Annotated in this window: 20 protein-coding genes; 13 read left to right on the top strand and 7 right to left on the bottom strand. The window is 71.8% G+C overall.

Going from position 1 to position 21,006, the window contains the following annotated elements; translation table 11 throughout:
- Positions 1-181 precede the first annotated feature (181 nt).
- Together ACO0E0_RS14385 and ACO0E0_RS14380 are read left to right on the top strand one after the other, a co-directional pair.
- Positions 182-2,392, top strand: a complete 2,211-nt coding sequence (locus ACO0E0_RS14385) for an NADP-dependent isocitrate dehydrogenase (RefSeq protein WP_422872132.1) — start codon at positions 182-184, stop codon at positions 2,390-2,392.
- 124 nt (positions 2,393-2,516) lie between these two features.
- Entirely contained in the window at positions 2,517-3,221 is a 705-nt protein-coding gene (locus ACO0E0_RS14380; protein ID WP_422872131.1) for a DUF4240 domain-containing protein, read from the top strand.
- An 84-nt stretch (positions 3,222-3,305) separates the two neighbouring features.
- Here ACO0E0_RS14380 and ACO0E0_RS14375 read toward each other — a convergent pair whose 3' ends face one another.
- Both ACO0E0_RS14375 and ACO0E0_RS14370 read right to left on the bottom strand, forming a co-directional pair.
- On the bottom strand, positions 3,306-5,723 hold the full coding sequence (locus ACO0E0_RS14375) for an excinuclease ABC subunit UvrA (RefSeq protein WP_422872130.1): 2,418 nt from the start codon (positions 5,721-5,723) through the stop codon (positions 3,306-3,308).
- A gap of 127 nt (positions 5,724-5,850) precedes the next feature.
- Positions 5,851-6,390 carry a DinB family protein gene (locus ACO0E0_RS14370; RefSeq protein WP_422872129.1) on the bottom strand — a complete coding sequence of 180 codons (540 nt, stop codon included), beginning with the start codon at positions 6,388-6,390 and terminating at the stop codon, positions 5,851-5,853.
- A 121-nt stretch (positions 6,391-6,511) separates the two neighbouring features.
- On the opposite strand from ACO0E0_RS14370, the gene ACO0E0_RS14365 reads away from it, so the two are divergent.
- From ACO0E0_RS14365 to ACO0E0_RS14355, 3 genes are all read left to right on the top strand, one after another.
- Positions 6,512-7,225, top strand: coding sequence for a YqjF family protein (locus tag ACO0E0_RS14365; RefSeq protein ID WP_422872128.1), 714 nt, complete (start codon positions 6,512-6,514; stop codon positions 7,223-7,225).
- 72 nt (positions 7,226-7,297) lie between these two features.
- Positions 7,298-8,467 carry a Gfo/Idh/MocA family protein gene (locus ACO0E0_RS14360; protein ID WP_422872127.1) on the top strand — a complete coding sequence of 390 codons (1,170 nt, stop codon included), beginning with the start codon at positions 7,298-7,300 and terminating at the stop codon, positions 8,465-8,467.
- A complete protein-coding gene (locus ACO0E0_RS14355) occupies positions 8,464-9,219 on the top strand; it encodes a ThuA domain-containing protein (protein WP_422872126.1) in 756 nt (251 codons plus the stop codon). The genes ACO0E0_RS14360 and ACO0E0_RS14355 overlap by 4 nt, the downstream gene beginning before the upstream one ends.
- Before the next feature lie 34 nt (positions 9,220-9,253).
- On the opposite strand, the gene ACO0E0_RS14350 is transcribed toward ACO0E0_RS14355, so the two are convergent.
- On the bottom strand, positions 9,254-9,709 hold the full coding sequence (locus tag ACO0E0_RS14350) for a hypothetical protein (RefSeq protein ID WP_422872125.1): 456 nt from the start codon (positions 9,707-9,709) through the stop codon (positions 9,254-9,256).
- On the opposite strand from ACO0E0_RS14350, the gene ACO0E0_RS14345 reads away from it, so the two are divergent.
- The 5 genes from ACO0E0_RS14345 to ACO0E0_RS14325 all read left to right on the top strand — a co-directional run bounded on the left by ACO0E0_RS14345 (position 9,708) and on the right by ACO0E0_RS14325 (position 13,933).
- Positions 9,708-10,649 (top strand): aminoglycoside phosphotransferase family protein, encoded by a 942-nt coding sequence (locus tag ACO0E0_RS14345; protein WP_422872124.1) that lies wholly within the window; start codon positions 9,708-9,710, stop codon positions 10,647-10,649. The genes ACO0E0_RS14350 and ACO0E0_RS14345 overlap by 2 nt on opposite strands.
- Before the next feature lie 80 nt (positions 10,650-10,729).
- Complete coding sequence (locus ACO0E0_RS14340; RefSeq protein WP_422872123.1) at positions 10,730-11,362, top strand: DUF6197 family protein; 633 nt, start codon at positions 10,730-10,732, stop codon at positions 11,360-11,362.
- 210 nt (positions 11,363-11,572) lie between these two features.
- A complete protein-coding gene (locus tag ACO0E0_RS14335; RefSeq protein ID WP_422872122.1) occupies positions 11,573-11,911 on the top strand; it encodes a glycine betaine ABC transporter substrate-binding protein in 339 nt (112 codons plus the stop codon).
- A 52-nt stretch (positions 11,912-11,963) separates the two neighbouring features.
- Positions 11,964-12,659, top strand: coding sequence for an ABC transporter ATP-binding protein (locus tag ACO0E0_RS14330; protein WP_422872121.1), 696 nt, complete (start codon positions 11,964-11,966; stop codon positions 12,657-12,659).
- Complete coding sequence (locus tag ACO0E0_RS14325; RefSeq protein ID WP_422872120.1) at positions 12,656-13,933, top strand: ABC transporter permease; 1,278 nt, start codon at positions 12,656-12,658, stop codon at positions 13,931-13,933. The genes ACO0E0_RS14330 and ACO0E0_RS14325 overlap by 4 nt, the downstream gene beginning before the upstream one ends.
- 64 nt (positions 13,934-13,997) lie before the next feature.
- On the opposite strand, the gene gabT is transcribed toward ACO0E0_RS14325, so the two are convergent.
- Positions 13,998-15,377 (bottom strand): 4-aminobutyrate--2-oxoglutarate transaminase, encoded by a 1,380-nt coding sequence (gene gabT, locus ACO0E0_RS14320; RefSeq protein WP_422872119.1) that lies wholly within the window; start codon positions 15,375-15,377, stop codon positions 13,998-14,000.
- Positions 15,378-15,598: 221 nt separating this feature from the next.
- On the opposite strand from gabT, the gene ACO0E0_RS14315 reads away from it, so the two are divergent.
- Positions 15,599-15,886, top strand: a complete 288-nt coding sequence (locus tag ACO0E0_RS14315; RefSeq protein WP_422872118.1) for a zinc-ribbon domain-containing protein — start codon at positions 15,599-15,601, stop codon at positions 15,884-15,886.
- 101 nt (positions 15,887-15,987) lie between these two features.
- A complete protein-coding gene (locus tag ACO0E0_RS14310) occupies positions 15,988-16,665 on the top strand; it encodes a hypothetical protein (protein WP_422872117.1) in 678 nt (225 codons plus the stop codon).
- A 96-nt stretch (positions 16,666-16,761) separates the two neighbouring features.
- Here the strand turns inward: ACO0E0_RS14310 and ACO0E0_RS14305 are convergent, their stop codons facing one another.
- Positions 16,762-17,580, bottom strand: a complete 819-nt coding sequence (locus ACO0E0_RS14305; RefSeq protein WP_422872116.1) for a shikimate 5-dehydrogenase — start codon at positions 17,578-17,580, stop codon at positions 16,762-16,764.
- 177 nt (positions 17,581-17,757) lie between these two features.
- On the opposite strand from ACO0E0_RS14305, the gene ACO0E0_RS14300 reads away from it, so the two are divergent.
- Positions 17,758-18,258, top strand: a complete 501-nt coding sequence (locus ACO0E0_RS14300; protein WP_422872115.1) for a hypothetical protein — start codon at positions 17,758-17,760, stop codon at positions 18,256-18,258.
- A 49-nt stretch (positions 18,259-18,307) separates the two neighbouring features.
- Here the strand turns inward: ACO0E0_RS14300 and ACO0E0_RS14295 are convergent, their stop codons facing one another.
- Together ACO0E0_RS14295 and ACO0E0_RS14290 are read right to left on the bottom strand one after the other, a co-directional pair.
- Positions 18,308-19,093, bottom strand: a complete 786-nt coding sequence (locus ACO0E0_RS14295) for a response regulator (protein ID WP_422872114.1) — start codon at positions 19,091-19,093, stop codon at positions 18,308-18,310.
- Positions 19,090-20,475, bottom strand: a complete 1,386-nt coding sequence (locus ACO0E0_RS14290; protein ID WP_422872113.1) for a sensor histidine kinase — start codon at positions 20,473-20,475, stop codon at positions 19,090-19,092. Before ACO0E0_RS14290 ends, ACO0E0_RS14295 begins: the two co-directional genes overlap by 4 nt.
- Positions 20,476-21,006 lie beyond the last annotated feature (531 nt).

The following is a 21,006-nucleotide window of genomic DNA, read 5'->3' as shown; positions in this document are numbered from 1 at the left end:
CTCGTGCGATGGATCCAGTACAGGAGTCGTTCCTATGAGTCATCGGAGTGTCGTCTGGACGATCTCCCCGCGCTTGGTGACAGATCGATCAGGTCGACGAGGTATCTTGATGTCGAGAGATCGGGGCACGCGAGTAGCGTGGCGCCGAACGCACGAGCGACACGAGGGAGTACCTGCCGGCATGGCCAAGATCATCTACACGCTCACGGACGAGGCGCCGCTGCTGGCGACCTACTCGTTCCTGCCCATCATCGCCGCCTACGCGAAGAAGGCGGGTGTCGACGTCGAGACCCGCGACATCTCGCTCGCCGGCCGGATCGTCGCCCAGTTCCCGGAGCGGCTCACCGACGAGCAGCGCATCGGGGACGCCCTCGCCGAACTCGGTGACCTCGCGAAGACCCCCGAGGCGAACATCATCAAGCTGCCGAACATCTCGGCATCGATCCCGCAGCTGAAGGCCGCCGTCAAGGAGCTCCAGTCGCAGGGCTACGACATCCCCGACTACCCGGACGACCCGCAGACCGACGACGAGAAGGCCGCCCGCGCCCGCTACGACAAGGTCAAGGGCAGCGCGGTCAACCCCGTGCTCCGCGAGGGCAACTCCGACCGCCGCGCACCGCTCTCGGTCAAGAACTACGCCCGCAAGCACCCGCACCGCATGGGCGCCTGGTCCTCGGACTCCAAGACGAACGTCGCGACCATGGGCGTCGACGACTTCCGCTCGAGCGAGAAGACCGTCGTCCTCCCCGCCGACGACACCCTGACCATCGAGTTCGTCGGCGCCGACGGATCGACCCGGGTCCTCCGCCAGTCGGTGCCGGTGCTCGCGAACGAGGTCGTGGACGCCACGGTGCTCCACGTCGGCCCGCTCGAGACGTTCCTCCAGGCGCAGATCGACCGCGCCGAGGCCGAAGGCGTGCTGTTCTCCGTGCACCTCAAGGCGACCATGATGAAGGTCTCCGACCCGATCATCTTCGGCCACGTCATCCGCGTGTACTTCGCCGACGTCTTCGCCGAGTACGGCGACGACCTCGCCGCAGCGGGCCTGAACCCGAACGACGGGCTGAACGCGATGCTCCAGGGTCTCGACGCCCTGCCGAACGGCGCCGAGATCCGCGCGGCGTTCGAGCAGCGCATCGCCGACGGCCCCGACATGGCCATGGTCGACTCGGACAAGGGCATCACGAACCTGCACGTCCCGTCGGACGTCATCGTGGACGCCTCGATGCCCGCGATGATCCGCACCTCCGGCCACATGTGGGGTCCGGACGGCGACGAGCACGACACCCTCGCGGTCATCCCGGACTCGAGCTACGCCGGCATCTACCAGGCGACGATCGACGACTGCCGGACGAACGGCGCCTTCGACCCGGCGACCATGGGCTCGGTGCCGAACGTCGGCCTCATGGCACAGGCTGCCGAGGAGTACGGCTCGCACGACAAGACCTTCCAGGCGCCGGGCGACGGCACGATCCGCGTGGTGAACAGCGCGGGCGACACGCTGCTCGAGCACGAAGTCTCGACGGGTGACATCTGGCGCGCCTGCCAGACCAAGGACGTCCCGATCCGCGACTGGGTCAAGCTCGCGGTGACCCGTGCCCGCGCGTCGGACACCCCCGCGGTGTTCTGGCTCGACGAGAGCCGGTCGCACGACGCGACGCTCATCGGCCTCGTCCGGAAGTACCTGCAGGACCACGACACCGACGGTCTGCAGATCGAGATCATGTCCCCGGTCGACGCGATCACCTTCTCGCTCGAGCGCATCCGCCGCGGCGAGGACACGATCTCCGTCACGGGCAACGTGCTCCGCGACTACCTGACGGACCTGTTCCCGATCATGGAGCTCGGTACCTCGGCCAAGATGCTCTCCGTCGTCCCGCTCATCGCCGGCGGCGGCCTGTTCGAGACCGGTGCGGGCGGTTCGGCTCCGAAGCACGTGCAGCAGCTCGTCGAGCAGGACTACCTGCGCTGGGACAGCCTCGGCGAGTTCCTGGCCCTCGCGGTGAGCTTCGAGCACCTCGCGACGTCGACCGGCAACGCACGGGCGCAGGTCCTCGCGGACACGCTCGACCGTGCCACGGGTCGGTTCCTCGACGAGGACAAGTCCCCGGGGCGCAAGCTCGGCTCGATCGACAACCGTGGGAGCCACTTCTTCCTCGGGCTGTTCTGGGCCGAGGAGATCGCCGCCCAGACCGAGGACGCCGAGCTCGCGGCACTGTTCGCCGACCTCGCGGGCAAGCTCCGGTCGCACGAGCAGCAGATCACCGAGGAGCTCATCGCGCCGCAGGGCACGGCGGTCGACATCGGCGGATACTACCGTCCGGACGCCGCGAAGACCGAGGCGGTCATGCGCCCGTCCGCGACGCTGAACGAGGCGCTCGCCGCGTTCTAGCGGGCGTGTGACCGGCTTAGCCGGTTCCGGACGGGAGGCGCGGTGCCAGCTGGCACCGCGCCTCCCGTCCGTCCGTGGGTCGCGCCCGCTGCCGCCGACCTGCCGTCGCCGCTAGAGTCCTGCCGTGCCCCGTGTCCGCACTCCCATCGTCGTCGCCACCGCCGTGGTGCTCGCCGTCGCCCTGAGCGGCTGCACCCAGCCCGTTCGGCTCCTCAACAAGCTGCCGGAGCAGACGCACGTCGCGCAGTGCCGGTCGAACGTCCCCGGCCACGCGGGGGCGGTGCCCTCCGCGGCACCGACGTCGAGGTCCGACCGGATCACAGCGCGCGAGGTCACGGAGGCGGAGGCGGTCGCGATGCCCGAGGACCAGTTCTGGGCGCTCATCGACACGCTGCACGGTTCCGAGTCCGACGCGGCCTTCCACCGACTCCGCGCCGCACTCGAGGCCCGACCCGTGGCGGACCTCGTCCCGTTCGAGGCCCGTCTCGACCTCGCCCTGTACGCCCTCGACGACGAGTGCCGCGTCGACTGGTACGACCACCACGACCCGTCGGGGCTCGGGGAGCTGGCCGACGACGACTTCCTGTACGTGCGGACCGACACCGTGGCCGCGGGCCGCGCCGTGTGGGAGGACGCGAACACCCACGACACGCTCCCGTGGGGCACCGTCGACGCGGTGGACGACGACGGCGAGGAACTGCTGTACGTCGCGGCGGAGGCGGCCCACCATTCGGGCATCAGCGGGGACGACTTCGCGAAGCGCGTCCCGTTCGACGACGTGTACGAGACGGCGTCGAACCCCGCCGGGTGGTCGGACACCGGCGACTGAGCTGCTGCCACGACACGACCCGATCCACACGGCACCGGATGGCGGTGTGTCGGATGGATCGCGCGGTGCGGTGCCGTTCCCGCCTCAGCGCCCGAGCTGCGCCCGCAGGTACGGCGCCGTGCGGCTCTCCGCCGATGCAGCGACCTCGGCCGGCGTCCCCGCGGCCACGACCCGTCCGCCGTCGACCCCACCGGAGGGCCCCATGTCGATGACGTGGTCCGCTGCGGCGACGACGTCCATCGCGTGCTCGACGACCACGACGGTGTTCCCGGCGTCGACGAGCCGCGAGAGCTGTTCCGTCAGGAGTTCCACGTCCGCGGGGTGCAGGCCCGTCGTCGGCTCGTCGAGCAGGTAGAGCGTATGTTCTGACCGTGCCCGCTGGAGCTCGGTCGCGAGCTTGATGCGCTGCGCCTCCCCACCGGACAGCTCCGGGGCCGGCTGTCCGAGCCGCAGGTACCCGAGCCCGACCTGCTGCAGCGTCTCGAGGCTCCGTGCGGCCGCGGGGACGTCGGCCAGGAACGGGGCGGCCTCGTCCACCGTCATCCCGAGGACGTCGGCCACGGTCGCGTCGTGCCACCGGACCTCGAGTGTCTCGGCGTTGTACCGGGCGCCGTGGCACTCCGGGCACGGTGCCCAACTGCCGGGCAGGAACAGCAGCTCGACGGACACGGACCCTTCGCCCTGGCACACCTCGCACCGGCCTCCGGTGACGTTGAACGAGAACCGTCCGGCACCCCAGCCGCGCGCCCGGGCGTCGTCGGTCGTGGCGAACGTCGACCGGACCGCGTCGAAGAGCCCCGTGTAGGTCGCCAGGTTCGACCGCGGGGTGCGGCCGATCGGCTTCTGGTCGACCTGCACGACACGGCTGACGAGCGGGTGGTCGGCGCCCTCCGATGCGAGGACACCACCCACCAGCGACGACTTGCCGGAGCCGGACACCCCGGTGACGGCGGTGAGGACCCCGAGCGGCACGTCGACGTCGAGGCCGCGGAGGTTGTGCCGGGTCACGTCGCGGAGCTCGAGCGTGCCGATCGGCGTGCGCGGCGCGCGGGCCCGGTCGGTCGCGCCGGCAGGACCGGGCTGGAGGAACCGACGGGTGACCGACTCCTGCACGTCCGCGAGACCCTCGACCGGCCCGCTGTAGAGCACCGTGCCGCCCCCGGAACCCGCACCGGGTCCGACGTCCACGATCCAGTCCGCGCGCCGGACGATGCTCATGTCGTGCTCCACGACGAACACGCTGTTGCCGCTGGCCCGGAGGTCCTCGAGGACGTCGACGAGCGGTTCGGCGTCCGCGGGGTGCAGGCCGGCGCTCGGCTCGTCGAGCACGTAGACCACGCCGAACAGCCCCGAGCGGAGCTGCGTCGCGATGCGGAGCCGCTGCGTCTCGCCCGGGGACAGGGTCGGCGTGGCACGGTCGAGCCCGAGGTACCCGAGCCCGAGTCCGGTGAGCACCTCGACACGGGCGAGCAGGTCCGTCGCGATGGCGACGGCGACCTCGGTGTGCTCGCCGGAGGAGGCGCGCGACGTGGCCGCCCCGGCGCCGGTCTGCGTGGCGATCGGGCGCAGCACGTCGGCGAGGCCACTCAGCGGCAGTGCGCCCAGTTCCGCGATGGTGTGGCCGGCGATCGTCACGGAGAGCGCGGCCCGGGTCAGCCCGGTCCCGCCGCACAGCGAGCACGGTCCGGACTCGACGAACTGCAACACCTTGGTCCGCTGCGACTCGCTCTGGGAGTCCGCGAGGGTGTGCATGACGAACTGCCGAGCGCTCCAGAACCGTCCCTTGTACGGCTTCGCCACACGGTCCCGTTTCGGGTGCACCTCGACCACGGGCTGCTCGTCGGTGAAGAGGAGCCAGTCCCGGTCCGCCCGCGGCAGCTCCCGCCACGGCCGTTCGATGTCGTACCCGAGTCCGGCCGTCACGTCGCGGAGGTTCTTGCCCTGCCAGGCGCCCGGCCATGCGGTGATCGCGCCGTCGCGGATGCTCAGCGACGGGTCGTGGACCGCGGAGGCCTCCGTCACCTCGTGCGCGACGCCGAGGCCGTGGCACCGGGGGCACGCACCCGCGACCGTGTTCGGCGAGAACGAGTCCGACTCGAGCCGGTCCGCGCCGGCGGGGTAGGTCCCCGCCCGGGAGAACAGCATGCGCATCGAGTTCGACAGCGTCGTGAGGGTGCCGACCGTCGACCGGGAGCTCGGGGCACCCCGCCGCTGCTGCAGCGCGACGGCCGGCGGGAGCCCCGTGATCGAGTCGACGTGCGGGGTCGAGCCCTGCGCGATGAGACGGCGGGCGTACGGGGCGACGGACTCCAGGAAGCGGCGCTGCGCCTCGGCGAAGACCGTCCCGAACGCGAGGCTCGACTTGCCGGAGCCGGACACACCGGTGAACGCGACGATCCGGTCGCGGGGCACGTCCACGTCGACGTCCCGCAGGTTGTTCTCCCGGGCGCCGCGCACGCGGATGAACTCGTCGCGGCCAGTGCTGTCTCGGGGAGCGGGCATTCGAGCGATGGTAGGCGGGGCCGCTGGACGGCGGGCGCGCGGCGGCGGCGGGGCCGCCACGAGACGGACTGGAGGCGCGGTGCGGGCCCGCCCCGTCCCTCCCGTCCGCGTCCGGTACCGCGCCGGCCTACTCGCCCGTCTCGCCGTCGACCGCCTCGCGGAGGAGGTCCGCGTGGCCGTTGTGCCTGGCGTACTCCTCGATCATGTGGGTGATGATCCACCGGAGGGACGGGGCGTCGCCGTCCTCCCACGTGTGGGCGGCGAGCAGCGCGAGGCCGCTCTCGGCGTACGCGCGGTCGGAGATCGCACGGGCGCGTTCGACGGAGGCCGTCCAGAGCTCGAGCAGGTCCTCGGGGGAGTCCTCGGCGGCGGAGTGCCACTCCCAGTCGCGGTCGGCCTCCCACTCCGCCGATGCCCAGGGCTCCGGGACCGGCGCGTCGAGGAGGTGCCGTCCGAACCAGTCGTCCTCGACGTACGCGAGGTGCTTGATCATCCCGCCGAGCGTCATCGTGGAGACCCCGACCGTCGTCCGGAGCTGCTCGGCGGTGAGCCCGGCGGTCTTCCACGCGAACGTCGCGCGCTGGTAGTCGAGGAAGCCCGTGAGGGTGGCGTACTCGTCGCCGTGGAGCGGTGGTTCCGCCCGGCCGTGCTCATCGAGGTCGTCCATGCCGGACACGCTAGCGCGGACCCGTCGCCGCCGAGCGGGTGTCCGGCGCGTGCACCCGCGGAACGCGCCCCCTCGCCGCCCGGACCCGGGCACGCAGGCTCTACCGAGTAGCACTGGCACGATGTCCGCCGCCCCGCCGCTGCCGTACCACCCGGTCACCCAGCACGACTGGCGGGAGGTGGTCGGCCTGCACTGGCGCATCGACCCCGCCCTCGCCCGGCACCTCGTCCCGCCGGGGACACGGCCCGACGAACACGACGGCGCCGCATGGGCCACACTCTCGGCCTACCGGTTCGTGGACAGCACCGTCCCGCCGCTCCCACGACTCGGCCGCTTCGGCACCATGACCGAGATCGCCGTCCAGATCGCGACGGTGGAAGACGAGCCCCGGGGCGCGCCGGAGCCACGACACGGGATCGCGTACCGGTCGATCGACACCCAGCACGCGCCCGCGGTCCTCGCCGCGAGGACCATCGGCCTGCCCTACGTCTGGGCTCGTGCCGGGTCCCGCGTGCGGCCCGACGACGTCGCACACCGGTCGGCACGGTACGGCGGCGGCCCCGGGAGTCTCGTCCGCGTGACCCCCGGCACCGACGTGGTGGAGCAGGACCCGACGACGGAGTTCCTGCTCGACCGCTGGGGCGTGCACGCTCCCCGGTTCGGTCGCGCCCGGTGGTGGCGTCGGGCGCACGAGCCGTGGCCGCTCCGCTCGGTCCGCGTCGACCGGCTCGACGACACCCTCCTCTCGGCGGCGGGGCTCCCGGGTCTCGCAGAGCAGGAGCCGGACGTCACGACGTGGTCGCCCGGCGTCGTGGTCCGCTACTCCCGCGGCTGACCGACGTCCTGTTCCGTGGAACCTCCCTGGCAATCGAATCGAATCGACTCCGGAGTTCGGTAGCGTCGAGGCATGTCGACGACGACCACTCCACCGAACACCGCCAGCACCGACCCGACCGCCGAGCTCCGCGTGGGGGTGGTCGGCCTCGGGTTCGCCGGGACCACCCACCTCGACGCCTTCACCGCCCTGCCCGGCGCCCGCGTGGTCGCGCTCGCCGGCCAGGAGTCCGACCGGCTCACCGAGCTCGCGGACTCCCGCGGGGTCGAGTCGAGGTACGCCGACTGGCAGGACCTCGTGGCGCGTGACGACCTCGACGTCGTGTCGATCGGCGTGCCGAACGCGCTGCACCACCCGATCGCGGTCGCGGCCCTCGAGCGCGGCAAGCACGTGTTCTGCGAGAAGCCCCTCGCGACGACCGGCGCGCTCGCCGCGGAGATGGTGGCCGCCGCCGAGGCCGCTGACCGCGTGCTCGAGGTCGCCTACAACCACCGTCGTCGCGCCGACGTCCAGTTCCTGCACGACCACATCGCACCGACCGGGCCCGGCCGGAGCGACGCCCTCGGCGAGATGTACCACGCCCGTGCGAGCTGGGTCCGTCGCTCCGGGGTGCCCGGGATCACCTCGTGGTTCACGAACCGGGCCGCTGCGGGTGGGGGGCCGATGATCGACCTCGGGTCGCACGTCCTCGACATCGCGCTGTACCTGATGGGCGAGCCGCGGGTCACGACGGTCTCCGCCGTGGCGTACAACCACCTCGGCGCAGCCGGACGCGGCGGCAGCATCGGCGGCGGGCCGGTCTCCGCGCGCGGGTCGCACGCGTTCGACGTGGAGGACTTCTCGAGCGCCCTGCTCCGCTTCGACACTGGCGCGAGTCTCCAGCTCGAGGCGTCGTGGGCGTCCTACTCGAAGGCGCACGAGGACATCGACGTCGAGGTCCTCGGCTCCGTCGGCGGCGCGCAGCTCCACGTGGACGCCTACGCGACCGACGGCACCGTCACGCTGTACTCCGACGTCGAGGGCGTGCCCACGGTCTCGCGCCCGGCGGTCCACGTGCCGGCCGGGCACCACCAGCGGGTGATCGAGGAGTTCCTCGCGACGGTCCGAGCCGGCCGGACGGCCGGCACGACGGGCCCGCGGTACGCCGGGCACCACGGCGAGTACGCGCTCCACCGGAGCCGGGTGATCGACGCCGTCTACGAGTCGGCCGCCGCGGGCCACGAAGTGGAGGTGCAGGCATGAGCACCGAGACCCGGCGCGGTATCCACGCCACCGTGTGGAACGAGTTCGTGCACGAGACCCGCGGCGACCAGGTCGTCGTGGAGAACTACCCCGACGGCATCCACGTCGTCGTCGCGGACGGTCTGCGAGAGCACCTCGGCCCCGACGCGGTGGTGCGGACGGCCACCCTCGCAGAACCGTCGCACGGCCTCACCGAGGAGGTCCTCGCCGACACCGACGTCCTCTTCTGGTGGGGCCACATCGCCCACGAGCAGGTCGCCGACGAGGTCGTCGAGCGCGTCGTCCGGCACGTGCACGCCGGGATGGGGCTGGTCGTGCTCCACTCCGGGCACTACTCGAAGGTGTTCAAGCGCCTGATGGGGACCACGTGTTCGCTCAAGTGGCGGAACGACGGCGAGCGCGAACTCGTCTGGACGGTCGCCCCCACCCACCCCGTCGCCGAGGGCGTCCCGCACCCGATCGTCATCCCGCGCCAGGAGATGTACGGGGAGTTCTTCGACATCCCGCGCCCCGACGAGGAGGTCTTCCTGTCGACCTTCGAGGGTGGTGAGGTGTTCCGCTCCGGCGTCGCCTACGACCGTGGGCTCGGCAAGGTCTTCTACTTCTCGCCCGGCGACCAGGAGTACCCGGTGTACCACCACCCGGACATCCGCCGGGTGCTCGGCAACGCCGCCCGGTACGTCGCGGCGACGGCACCGCGGCACGATCTCACCGCCGACGAGCACCCCCGGGACTGGTTCCTCCCCGAGTGACGCCCGGCCATCGCGGCCGGCCCGGCCCAGCGGGTCAGTGCGTCCGCTGCCGACCGCTCGCGAACAGCGCCGTCACGAAGAGCGTCACGAGCATCCCCCCGCCCGTCAGCACGACGCCGAGTGCGGCGACCGTCCAGTACGCACTCCCGACGACCTGCGGCTGGGTGATGGCCTCGGGCCACCAGTCGCCGAGTCCGCCGACCGACCCGGGGATCGGGTCGAGCCCGAACAGCGCGACGCCGACCACGACCAGCACCGCTCCCAGGACCCCGGTGGCGACGCGCCCGCGAGCGAGCATGCCGACGGTCGCGGCGGCGGCGACCCCGAGCAGCCCGAGGACGGCGACGGCGAAGGCGAGCACGGAGACGACCTGCGGCACGAGGGTGGACCAGACGAGCACCGCGTACGGCAGCAGGAGCCACCGACCGGTGCGGGCCCAGCGGACGGGCGCGCGCCAGCCGGCCGTCGATCGTGACCCGGTCTCGCGCATGGCAGGAACCGTAGCGGCACGACCGGCGCGTCAGCTGGGCGACGACCTCGGGTACCGTCGACGCGTGCTCGCCGACATCGCCGTGACCGAGGACCTCGTGCGCGCGCTGCTCCGCGACCAGCATCCCGACCTCGCCGCGCTGCCGCTCCGGATCGTCGCGAGCGGCTGGGACAACGTCGTGCTCCGACTCGGCGACGACCTCGCCGTCCGGGTCCCACGCCGCGAGGTCGCAGCCCACCTCGTCGACCACGAGCAGCGCTGGCTCCCCGTGCTCGGCGACCTGGTTCGCGGCACGGTGCCCGTCCCGACGCCGGTGCGGATCGGCGTACCGACACCGGAGTACCCCTGGCACTGGAGCGTCGTGCCGTGGTTCGACGGTCAGCCCGCGATCGGCACCGACGCCGAGCGTCCGCAGGTGGTCGACGCGCTCGCCGCCTTCGTCATCGCCCTGCACGTGCCGGCGCCCCCGGACGCGCCCCACAACCCGGTCCGGGGCGGTCCGCTGGCCGGACGCGCCGACGTGGTCGCGGAGCGACTGGCCTCCGGTGCCGTCCCGCACGCCGACGGGGTCTCGGCCGTCTGGGCGCGGGCGCTGGCCGCGCCGCCGTACGCCGGGCCTCCCGTCTGGCTGCACGGCGACCTGCACCCGCACAACCTCGTGGTGTCCGACGGGCGCCTGGCGGCCGTCGTCGACTTCGGCGACGTCACGGCCGGCGACCCCGCCACGGACTTCGCGACCGCATGGCTGACGACGAACGGACGGGAGGCCCGGGGCCGGTTCCGCGCGTCCGTCACGGCGGACGACGCCACCTGGATGCGCGCGCGGGGGTGGGCGGTGACGATGGCGACCGCGGTCGTCGTCGCGACGCGACCCGGGGACGGCCTGCACGTGATGGGGCTGCGGGCCATCGACGCGCTGCTCGACGACCCGTCCGCCTGAGAACGGGGGTATCGCCCCGAGCGCCGAACGGGGTTATGGTCACTCCACACATCCGTGCACACCGATCCGGAGGGACCGTCATGACCCTCGAGTTCCGCGTCCAGCACGACGTCGCACACACCGACGCCTCCACCGCAGCACCGCTGCGCATCCCGCTCCTCTCCCGGCGACGCATCGCCACCTGGGTCGACGCGCACCATGCCCGGCGCCTGGTCGCCCACCAGCGCCGACTCGACGCCCAGCTCGCGGAACTCGGCCGGCTCGAGGAGCTGCTCGGCGAGGCCCGTGCGGTGATCGAGCGCGGGTGGATCCAGCACGCCTGGTTCGCCTACCTCGACGACCGTGGTCGGACCCGCAAGGCGTCGAGTGCCGGGGCGATGGACGTCTCCGGGCGGCCGCTCGTCGGGGCGTGCCTCGTCGGCTCCGTCGTGTACGCCGCGGGCGGCCCGCACGCAGTGCACTCCCAACCGGTGCAGCGCGCCCTCGACCTGGTGTGGCACGCCCTGGCGGTCGAGGAGGGCGCTCCGGTGCTCTGGTGCCCGGCTCCCGACGTCCGGATGGCACGGGTACGCGACCTGACGAGCTGGAACGACGCCGCATCGAGGCGCGCCGACGACGTGGCGGCGTTGCTCCTGACGGCGGAGCGGGTGGCCGTGGGGGAGAGCGAGCGGCTCGTCGCGCGGGCGGCAGCCAAGGGCGTCGTCCCGGCGTGACCGAGCCCGACGTCCGTCCGCCGTCACTCGTCGCTCTCGGTGGCCTCGCGGCATGAGCTCCGACGACGGCGTGCTGCCGACCGGTGTCCGAGCGCACGTTCTGCGTCGAGTCGGAGTTCAACTCCCGTTCGGACGGGTTCCACCCGACGCTCGAGGCCTACGGCCTACGGCCTCCGCCTCGGAGCGGCGGACGGCGTCCCGACCGGGAACGTGAGCATCCTCGACACCGGGACCGTGTACACCGCGACCGACCGCGGCAGGTGCAACTTCGGCGAGGTCTTCACCACTGATGGCCGCATCAAGTCCCTGGGCTTGACGGTGCTCGACGACGACCGAGGGTTCTTCCCCGCGTACAACGTCGCGCCGGTGCTCTCGACCGCCACGCTCGAGCAGTACCCGCAACTCGAGGACGTCTCCGACCAGGTCTCGCCGAAGCTCACCGACGCGGTGCTGCAGAAGCTCAACCACGAGGTCGACGTCGCCGGCCGGGAGCCCGCCGACGTGGCGTTCGACTGGATGCTCGGGGAGGGCTTCGTCACGAAGCCATAGCATCCGGACGAACCCCAGGGTCACCGGACCGCGGACGGCTACCGTTGGCGCCATGGACGCACCCGTGCTCGAGGCCCGAGGCCTCACCAGGACCTACGGCCGCGGTGACGCGCGCTTCGACGCACTCAAGGGGGTGTCCTTGGCCGTGCGGCGGGGTGAGAGTCTCGCGATCGTGGGCAAGAGCGGATCCGGCAAGTCGACGCTGATGCACCTGTTGGCACTGCTCGACCAGCCGTCGGACGGGCAGGTCCTGCTCGACGGCCACGACGCGGCACGGCTGTCGGGCCGGCAGGTGAACGCCACGCGGAACAGCACCTTCGGGTTCGTGTTCCAGCAGTTCTTCCTCACGCCCAAGACGAGTGTGCTCGACAACGTCGTCCTCCCGCTCAAGATCGCGGGCATCTCCGGCCGCGAGCGTCGGAACCGTGGACTGGAAGCCCTCGACGCGCTCGGCATCGCGGACAAGGCGCGGAGCGACGCGAACGACCTCTCCGGCGGACAGAAGCAGCGTGTCGTGATCGCACGTGCGCTCGTGAACGACCCCGCGGTGATCTTCGCGGACGAGCCGACCGGCAACCTCGACACCGCCACCGGCGACCTCGTCGAGGACAAGCTGTTCGGCCTGCAGCGCGAACGCGGCATCACCCTCGTCGTCGTCACGCACGACCGGGACCTCGCCGCGCGGTGCGACCGCAACGTCAGCGTCCGCGACGGCCTCATCGTCGACGAGCAGGAGGCCGCCGCGTGAACTTCCTCGACCTCGTCCGGACCGCCGTCGGGAACACGTTCCGGTCGAAGCTCCGGACCACGCTCACCGTCATCGCGATCTTCATCGGCGCGTTCACGATCACCATCACGTCCGCGATCGGCACCGGCGTCTCCGGGTACATCGACTCGCAGGTCTCGTCGCTCGGCAGCGGCGACTCGCTGACCGTCACGAAGAAGGTCGACAGCTCCGCCGCGGACAGCGGCCCCGCGAAGTACGACCCGAGCGACTCCGGCGAGACCGTCCAGCGAGGTCCGGCGTCGTTCGGGTACCTCAGCGCTGCGGACATCACGAAGATCGAGGGCACGACGGGCATCGCGTCGGTCCAGCCGTCCGTCGCGCTGTCGGCGAAGTGGCTCGAGTACGGCGACGCCGGCAAGTACGTCGTGAGCGTGACGGGCAACGCGGGCGTGGTGAAGGCCGACCTCGCGACCGGGTCGCAGCTGTCCGAGAAGTCCTCGGAGCACCAGCTCATCCTGCCGACGAACTACCTGAAGACCCTCGGACTCGGCAGTGCCTCCAACGCCGTCGGCAAGACCGTGACGATCGCGGTGGACGACTACCTCGGTCAGGAGCACACCGTCGACGCAACGGTGGTGGGCGTGCAGAACGAGTCCCTCTTCGGCGGGGGTGCCGGGGCGAACGCGGCGCTGACGGACGCGCTCCGCACTGCGCAGGAGACGAACAAGCCCGCGTCGGTCGCGACCTCGTACGCGTCGGCCACCGCGACGGTCGCGAGCGGCGCCGACGTCGCGGCCGTGAAGACCCGGCTGTCGGACGCCGGGTTCACCGGGCAGACGATCGCCGACCAGCTCGGGCAGTTCCAGACCGTGATCAGCGGCATCGTCGGTGTGCTCAACGCCTTCGCCGTGATCGCCCTCATCGCGGCAGGGTTCGGGATCATCAACACGCTGCTCATGAGCGTGCAGGAGCGCACCCGCGAGATCGGCCTGATGAAGGCGATGGGCATGGGCGGTGGGAAGATCTTCGCGCTCTTCAGCCTCGAAGCCGTGTTCATCGGCTTCCTCGGGAGCGCGATCGGCGCCGGGGTGGCGATCCTCCTGGGGACCGGGCTCAGCAACCTGCTCGCCGGGACCCTCCTCAAGGACCTGCCGGGGCTGCAGATCCTCCAGTTCGCGCCGAGCTCCGTGGCCACGGTGATCATCGTCGTGATGGTCATCGCGTTCCTCGCCGGGACCCTGCCGGCGCGCCGTGCCGCGCGACAGAACCCGATCGAGGCGCTCCGCTACGAGTAGCGGACGCCGGTCAGCGCGCTGCGTCGACCAGCGCTGCGTCGACCAGCGCGCTGCGCCGACCAGGTCAGGCGGCTGGGGCCGAACCCGATGCGACCGCGTCGAGTGCCGACCCGAGCACGTCCATCGCGTCGTGGAGCAGCTCGTCGGAGATCACCAGGGGCGGCAGGAACCGGATGACGTTCCCGTCCGTCCCGCACGTGAGCAGCACCACGCCCTGCGCATGCACCGCGGCCGCGATCCGCGCAGTCAGCGCGCCGTCCGGCGCACCGGCGGGGTCGACGATCTCGACCGCGATCATCGCGCCGCGACCGCGCACGTCCCCGATGCAGGGGTGCGTCACCCGCAGACCGTCGAGGCGCGCGAGCAGGAGCGCACCGATGTCCCGCGCCCGGTCGACGAGGCCACCGTGCTCGAAGAGGTCGATCGCGGCCAGGGCAGCCGCGCACGCGACGGGGTTCCCGGCGTACGTCCCGCCGAGCCCGCCGACGTGCACGGCGTCCATCAGCGACGCGCGGCCGGTGACCGCGGACAACGGCATCCCGCCCGCGATCCCCTTGGCCGTCGTGATGATGTCGGGGACGACGCCCTCGTCCTCGCACGCGAACATCGTGCCGGTCCGCGCGAACCCGGTCTGCACCTCGTCCGCGATGAACACGACCCCGTGCTCCGCCGCCCACGCGGCGAGCGCCGGCAGGAACCCCGGCGCCGGGACGACGAACCCGCCCTCGCCCTGGATCGGCTCGATGACGATGCACGCGATCTCGTCCGCACCGAGCTGCTTCTCGAGCTGGTGGATCACGGCGGCGGCGGCCTCCGGTCCCGTGCGGCCGTCCCGGAACGGGTACGACAGTGGTGCGCGGTGCACCGACGGCGCGAACGGCCCGAACCCCGCCTTGTACGGCATCGACTTCGCGGTCATCGCCATCGTGAGGTTCGTCCGACCGTGGTACGCGTGGTCGAACACGACGACGGTGTCACGACCGGTCGCGAGCCGCGCGATCTTGACGGCGTTCTCGACCGCCTCGGCCCCGGAGTTGAACAGGGCCGTCCGCTTCTCGTGGTCCCCGGGGGTGAGCCGGTTGAGCGCCTCCGCGACCTCGACGTACCCGTCGTAGCCCGTGATCGTGAAGCAGGTGTGCGTGAACCGGTTGATCTGCGCCGTGACGGCGTCGACGACGGCAGGCGCGGCGTTCCCGACGCCCGTGACCGCGATCCCGGAGCCGAGGTCGATGAGCCGGTTGCCGTCGACGTCGACCAGGATCCCGCCGCCGGCGACGTCCGCGAACACCGGGAGGGTGATGCCGACGCCGCGTGGGACGGCGGCGTCCTTGCGCGCCTGGAGTGCGCGCGAACGCGGTCCGGGGACCTCGGTGACGAGCAGTCGTGACTGGGGGATGCCCGGGCCGCCGACCCGGCTCTCGGAGGTGGGGGACGTCGTCGTCATGGCACCACGGTATGCCAGATCGCCAGCGGTCCGCCACGGCGGCGAGCACGAGGCCGGTGGCCGAGGCAGCCGGACCGGAGCGATGCCCGGGTCGGACTGGAGGCACGGTGCCGGACGCATGGATCGCCGGACGTTCGCGACGTGGTCGCGGGAACCGGGCCTCCCGGCCGTAGGATCGGCAGCACGCCGCGTCCGCGGCCGAGCCCGACCAGGGGGACTCCATGATCATCTTCGGCACCCGCGGCATGTCCAAGCTGCTCGGCGTCCTGTTCTACGCGTGCGCCTACTGCCACCAGGAGGCGGCGCAGCGGCTCGTCCAGCGCGCGACGTGGTTCACGTTGTTCTTCATCCCGGTCTTCCCGTTCTCGACCCGCCGGACCATCAGCTGCGCGTACTGCGGAGGACAGACCGACCTCGACAAGGAGACCGCCGAGCGGTTCGTCGCCGACTCGCAGCGGTTCGCAGCCTCCTCGTCCCCGCAGACGCAGCCGGGGACGGAGCGCGCCTGATCGGGCTTCGCAGGGCACCGGCCCCTGACGATCGGTATCGTCGATGCTGCGGTGTCCGGAACCCCGGGGCGCCGGTTCGAGCGAGACACGAGGGAGCGGGCGTGGCGGTGTTCGGCAAGCGGCTCCGGCGGGACGACGTCCGCGAGCAGCCGGTCGATCCCGACGATCTGCGCCGGTCCGTCGACGAGGGGTTCCTGATCGCCAGGTCCGCGGTCACGATCGCCGTCGCCAACCACATCATCCGCAACGCGCTGCAGGACCACGAGCGGTTCGACGCCGGCCGTGTCGCCGACGCTGCGCGGGACGAGCTCGAGCGGATGGCCGCGGAGCAGACGACCGAAGCCGAGCGGATGCGCGAGATCCGGGCCGTCGCGCAGAACGCGAAGGGGCGGTCGAAGCACCAGCACGACTACCGCCGTGGCGACGACCTCAAGCTCCGCACCCGCGAGGCCGCCTACGTCGAGCTCGCCGCGGCGATGCGACGGAGCGCCGAGGACGCCGCGTTCATCGACACGGTCGTCATCGCGGCACGGGAACGGGCCTGGAACGACATCGGGGCGACCGTCGTCGACCGGCTCGGGTGGGCGCAGCGCCCGGCCGAGGGCTACGAGATCGGCCGTGACGAACGGGTGCAGCAGATGCTCGACGAGGACTTCGCGGCGCTCGTCGCCCGGCAGCGGGGATCCTCGGGCCGCTCGACGACGACCTCGGGCGACGGTCGGGCCCCGGGGTCCGAGCTCGACGACGACAGCGTGGGCCCCGGCGCGTCCGGCGCATGAGTCGTCCTGGCTGTGTCCGGTCCGTGCTTCGGCCGGACGGGATTTCCTGGCTGTGTCGTGCCGCGATGTCCTGGCCGCGATGTCCTGGACGCTCGGTCACTGCTCCCGACTGAAGGCCGATGCGCGCGCGACCTGCTCCGGCGTCAGAGACACACCCGTGTACCGCTCGAACTGGAGCGCCGCCTGGAGTGCGATGACCTCCGCGCCGGTGATCACCCGCCGACCGGCGTCCCGCGCGGCCCGGATCAACGGGGTCTCCGAGGGGAACGCGACGACGTCGAAGACGGTGTGAGCGGTCGCGATCCGGGAGGCCGGGAACGCGAGCTCGTCCGCGCTGTCGCCGTGCATGCCGAGGGGCGTCACGTTGATCAGGACGTCGGCGGCAGCGCGGGTGTCGTCCGTCGCAGCCCAGCGGTACCCGTACCGCGTCGCGAGGGCCGTGCCGGCGGGCTCGTTCCGCGCCACCACCGTGAGGTCGTCGAAGCCTGCGCTGCGGAAGGCCGAGACGACCGCCTTGGCCATCCCGCCCGAGCCGCGCAGCACGACGCTGGCCCGGGGATCGACCTCGTGCGTCGCGAGGAGGGCGGCCGCGGCTTCGTGGTCCGTGTTCGAGGCGGTGAGCACACCGTCGTCGTTCACCACGGTGTTCACCGAGTCGATCGCCCGCGCCGAGTCCTCGATGCGGTCGACGAGCGGGATGATCACCTCCTTGAAGGGCATCGACACCGAGCAGCCACGGATGCCGAGGGCGCGGATGCCCCGGACCGCGCCCTCGAGGTCCGTCGTCGTGAAGGCCTTGTAGACGAAGTTCAGCCCGAGCTCGTCGTACAGGAAGTTGTGGAACCGGGTCCCGATGTTGCTGGGACGCGCGGCGAGCGACATGCAGACCTGCATGTCCTTGTTGAGGATCGGCACCACGCCAGTGTGGCGGACGTCTGCCCTCCGGGTGACACGAGCGTTCGTGCGCGTCCTGCCGAGGTCGCGCATCCTGCCGACGTCAGCCGTGCGGACGACGCGATGTGCGCCTCCCGGCCGACCTCCGACCCCCGGCGGGCCGATGCGTCGCGGTGACCAGGCCGCGAGGATGGGGACATGCCACACGACAGCCTCACCACGTCCCGCTGGTTCATCGGAGCCGGCATCGTCGTCTCGGCCGCGGCGGCACTGCTGCTCGTGGCCGGCTGCAGTCAGATCCGGCAGCAGACCGCCGATGCGTGGTCCGTGACGTACGAGGTGACCGTCGACCAGCCGGCGGGCTCGGCGCTCACCCACGTGCGTGCCGAGGGGGCCGAGCGTCGTGGTGACGACCCGGAGGTCGCGGAACTCGGTTCAGTCACCACGGTCGGCGTCGGGGCCGGCGACGGCAAGCGCAACGGCAATGGCGTCGGCGATGGTGGCGGCGACGGTTCGGTGTGGCGGCACGAGACGCTCGTGCTCGCGACCGACCGGTCCATGGTCGTGGCGACCCCGCCGCCGGGCGGGACGGCCTCGTGCCGGATCCTGCTCGACGGCAAGCGCGTCATCGACGAGGAGCACGCCGACGTCGGCGCTCCGGTCACGTGTTCGGCGACGACACCTGCCTTCGGTCACTGACCTCGGACGCGACTGGGTCGGGCCTCCGGACCGGGCCGTCGTTCCGCGGTCAGGCTCCCGTCTGGGTCAGCCACCCCGGGCGGACGAACCCGCTCTCGTAGGCGAACACCGCCGCCTGCACGCGTGAGGTCGTCCGTGTCTTCGTCAGGACGCTCGAGATGTGGGTCTTCACGGTGGCCTCGCTCACCCAGAGCTCTGCCGCGATCGCGGCGTTGCTCGACCCGCGCGCGACGGCGGCCAGGACCTCGCGCTCGCGGGCACTCAACGTGTCGAGGAGCGCGCGTTGCGCGGTGTCCACTGCCCTGCCGTCCGCGTCGAGAGCGACCGTCGCGACCGTCGGGCCGTCGGTGCGGTCGGTCTGTCCCTGCAGCCGATCCGCGAGGCGCTGCTCGAGCAGGGACCGGGTCATCGAGGGGTCGATGAGGGTGTCCCCGGCGAACGCCGTCCGGATGCCCGCCGTCAGCAGGTCCGGACCGGCGTCCTTGAGCAGGAACCCGAACGCCCCGGCTCGGACGCTGTCGAGCAGGTACTCCTCGTCGTCGAAGGTCGTCACGATGACGACGGCGCCTGCGGTGCCCGCGTCGGTGATGGCCCTGGTCGCCCCGATGCCGTCGAGCTCGGGCATCCGGATGTCCATCAGCACCACGTCCGGGCGGACGCGCGCCGCCTCGGCGACGGCGGCGCGACCGTTCGCCGCCTCGGCGACGACCGACATCCCGGGTTCGCTTGAGAGGATCATCCCGAGCCCCATCCGGATCATCGGTTGGTCATCGACGAGCATCACGCGGATGTCGCCCGCGGTGGTCGTTCCGGTGGTCGGCGTCGGATCGGTCATGCGGTGCGGGTCCGTTCTGCGGATGCTGCGGATGCTGCGGGCAGCGCAGTCGGCGCAGACGGCGCGGGCGGTGCGATCGGGGCGATCGGGGCGGTCGTCTCCGGGGCTCGTGTCGGAGCCGTCCGCTGGTCCCGCAGCGGGAGCACGAGTTCGACACGCCAGCCGTGCTGCACCGGACCCGCGATGAGGGATCCCCCGACCGCTTCCGCCCGTTCCTGCATCCCGCGGATACCGGCTCCCCCGGAGCCCAGGACCCCCGCTCGTCCCGGCGCCGAGCCATCGGACGCCGGTCGGGCGGCACCGTCGTCCTGCACCTGCAGCAGGAGGGCGTCCGCGAGCGTGATCACCATGACGCGCACCCGCGTCCCGTCGGAGTGGATGAGGACGTTCGTCAGGGCTTCTTGGCAGACACGGAGCACCGCGAACTCCTGCATCGCGCTCAGACCGTGCGGTACCTCGATCTCGGCGAGGACGTCGAGTCCCGCACCGCGCACCCTGGCGAGGACGTCGTCGAGTGCGTGGTCGAGCCGCAGCGGTGCCTCCGTGCTCCCCCCGGGAGTCGTTCCCCCGGACGCGCTCCCGCGGAGCACCCGCACGACGTTGCGCATGGCGGTCAGGGCTTCTTGTCCGCTCGACGCGATCCACTCGACGGTCGAGCGGAGCTCCTCGGGGCGGGTGTCCGCGAGCCGGGCAGCCCCTTGCGCGCGGATCACCATCGCGGCGATGTGATGCGCGACGACGTCGTGGACCTCGCGCGCGATCGCGCTGCGTTCCTCGTTCGCGATTCGCGCGCGGTCCGACTCGCGCAGTCGTTCGAGTTCACTGTTCCGCCGCCGGAGCTCCGTGGCGTCCCGCGCCTGGACGAACGAGGCCCGACCGAGGAGGACGGCCGCGAGCACGATGCAGAAGGCGAGCGCGCGGATCGAGGGGTTCTCGACCGCGAGGACCTCCCGCAGGCGGTCGGTCCCCGGCGCGAACCAGAACCAGTACGGCACCATGGCGGAGACCGCGCTGGCGGCGACCACGGGGAGTGTCACGACCACACGGACACCCCCGCTCGCGGCGAGGAACCCCGCGATCCCGAGCGGGATGAGCCGGACTTCGGAGACCTCGAACGACCAGGCGGGCCAGCCGACGACGACCGCCGTGCCGAGGAGGAGCGGCAACGGGTACCGCCGACCGAACCCGATCGCCACGGCGGAGATCGCGGCGGTCCACACGTAGTAGTCGATCCGAGACGGGTACCAGGGGAGCTGATGCGCGAGGGTGATGGCGACCACGGCGACGACGAAGACCGTCACACCGCGGACGAACCGGAGCAGCGCCGGCCGTGACCGCAGCCATGTGGCGGCGGGTCGAACGGGAGGAGTCTGGTCGGTCACGCGAACACGGTACCGAGGCGGCTGGCCGATCGGACCAGTCGAAGGAGTGAACTGTGGACGATCGAACAGGGGCACGGGCTGGGGAGGGAAGCCCTGGCCGGGAGTGCGGTGGTCGGGTCTGCGCTCGCCGCGACCCTCGCGGGGCTGACCCTCGCGCCGCTCACCATCGCGACACGCCCGAGGTCGAGCTGGCTTGGCCAGCCCGGACGACCTGCGTAGAGCGTTCCCTCGTCACCCCATAGGGCGGCGGAGCGGCTGAGACGGTCAGATGCGAATCTGATGCAGTCCAGACCACGTCGACCTCAAGTGGGACCACCCCAGTACCTGATCCGTCATGGATCGTTCCGGGGTGCACCCTCCTCCGGTTCCACGTCATCACGACTTGACACCAACTGGCAGGGTGATAAGGTTGGAAAGTTGCCCGGGTGGGCATCCCGAAAGGGAGTGAAACCCGGTGCGTCTGGTCCTTGAGAACTCAACAGCGTGCACATTGTCAATGCCAATTTATTGACCTCGTGCGATGGGTGTTTC

It is taken from the genome of Curtobacterium phyllosphaerae, assembly GCF_049341865.1.
GTDB lineage: Bacteria > Actinomycetota > Actinomycetes > Actinomycetales > Microbacteriaceae > Curtobacterium > Curtobacterium phyllosphaerae.
The sequence above is the reverse complement of the archived record's forward strand: the minus strand, read 5'-3'. Positions and strand labels throughout refer to the sequence as shown.

Excerpts from the sequence above, each read along its gene's own strand:
- ACO0E0_RS14330 (WP_422872121.1), top strand. The coding sequence starts at position 11,964 with ATGGACGCACCCGTGCTCGAGGCCCGAGGCCTCACCAGGACCTACGGC.
- ACO0E0_RS14385 (WP_422872132.1), top strand. The coding sequence starts at position 182 with ATGGCCAAGATCATCTACACGCTCACGGACGAGGCGCCGCTGCTGGCG.
- ACO0E0_RS14315 (WP_422872118.1), top strand. The coding sequence starts at position 15,599 with ATGATCATCTTCGGCACCCGCGGCATGTCCAAGCTGCTCGGCGTCCTG.
- gabT (WP_422872119.1), bottom strand. The coding sequence starts at position 15,377 with ATGACGACGACGTCCCCCACCTCCGAGAGCCGGGTCGGCGGCCCGGGC.
- ACO0E0_RS14295 (WP_422872114.1), bottom strand. The coding sequence starts at position 19,093 with ATGACCGATCCGACGCCGACCACCGGAACGACCACCGCGGGCGACATC.
- ACO0E0_RS14350 (WP_422872125.1), bottom strand. The coding sequence starts at position 9,709 with ATGCGCGAGACCGGGTCACGATCGACGGCCGGCTGGCGCGCGCCCGTC.
- ACO0E0_RS14340 (WP_422872123.1), top strand. The coding sequence starts at position 10,730 with ATGACCCTCGAGTTCCGCGTCCAGCACGACGTCGCACACACCGACGCC.
- ACO0E0_RS14370 (WP_422872129.1), bottom strand. The coding sequence starts at position 6,390 with ATGGACGACCTCGATGAGCACGGCCGGGCGGAACCACCGCTCCACGGC.
- ACO0E0_RS14355 (WP_422872126.1), top strand. The coding sequence starts at position 8,464 with ATGAGCACCGAGACCCGGCGCGGTATCCACGCCACCGTGTGGAACGAG.
- ACO0E0_RS14375 (WP_422872130.1), bottom strand. The coding sequence starts at position 5,723 with ATGCCCGCTCCCCGAGACAGCACTGGCCGCGACGAGTTCATCCGCGTG.
- ACO0E0_RS14300 (WP_422872115.1), top strand. The coding sequence starts at position 17,758 with ATGCCACACGACAGCCTCACCACGTCCCGCTGGTTCATCGGAGCCGGC.
- ACO0E0_RS14360 (WP_422872127.1), top strand. The coding sequence starts at position 7,298 with ATGTCGACGACGACCACTCCACCGAACACCGCCAGCACCGACCCGACC.
- ACO0E0_RS14365 (WP_422872128.1), top strand. The coding sequence starts at position 6,512 with ATGTCCGCCGCCCCGCCGCTGCCGTACCACCCGGTCACCCAGCACGAC.
- ACO0E0_RS14345 (WP_422872124.1), top strand. The coding sequence starts at position 9,708 with ATGGCAGGAACCGTAGCGGCACGACCGGCGCGTCAGCTGGGCGACGAC.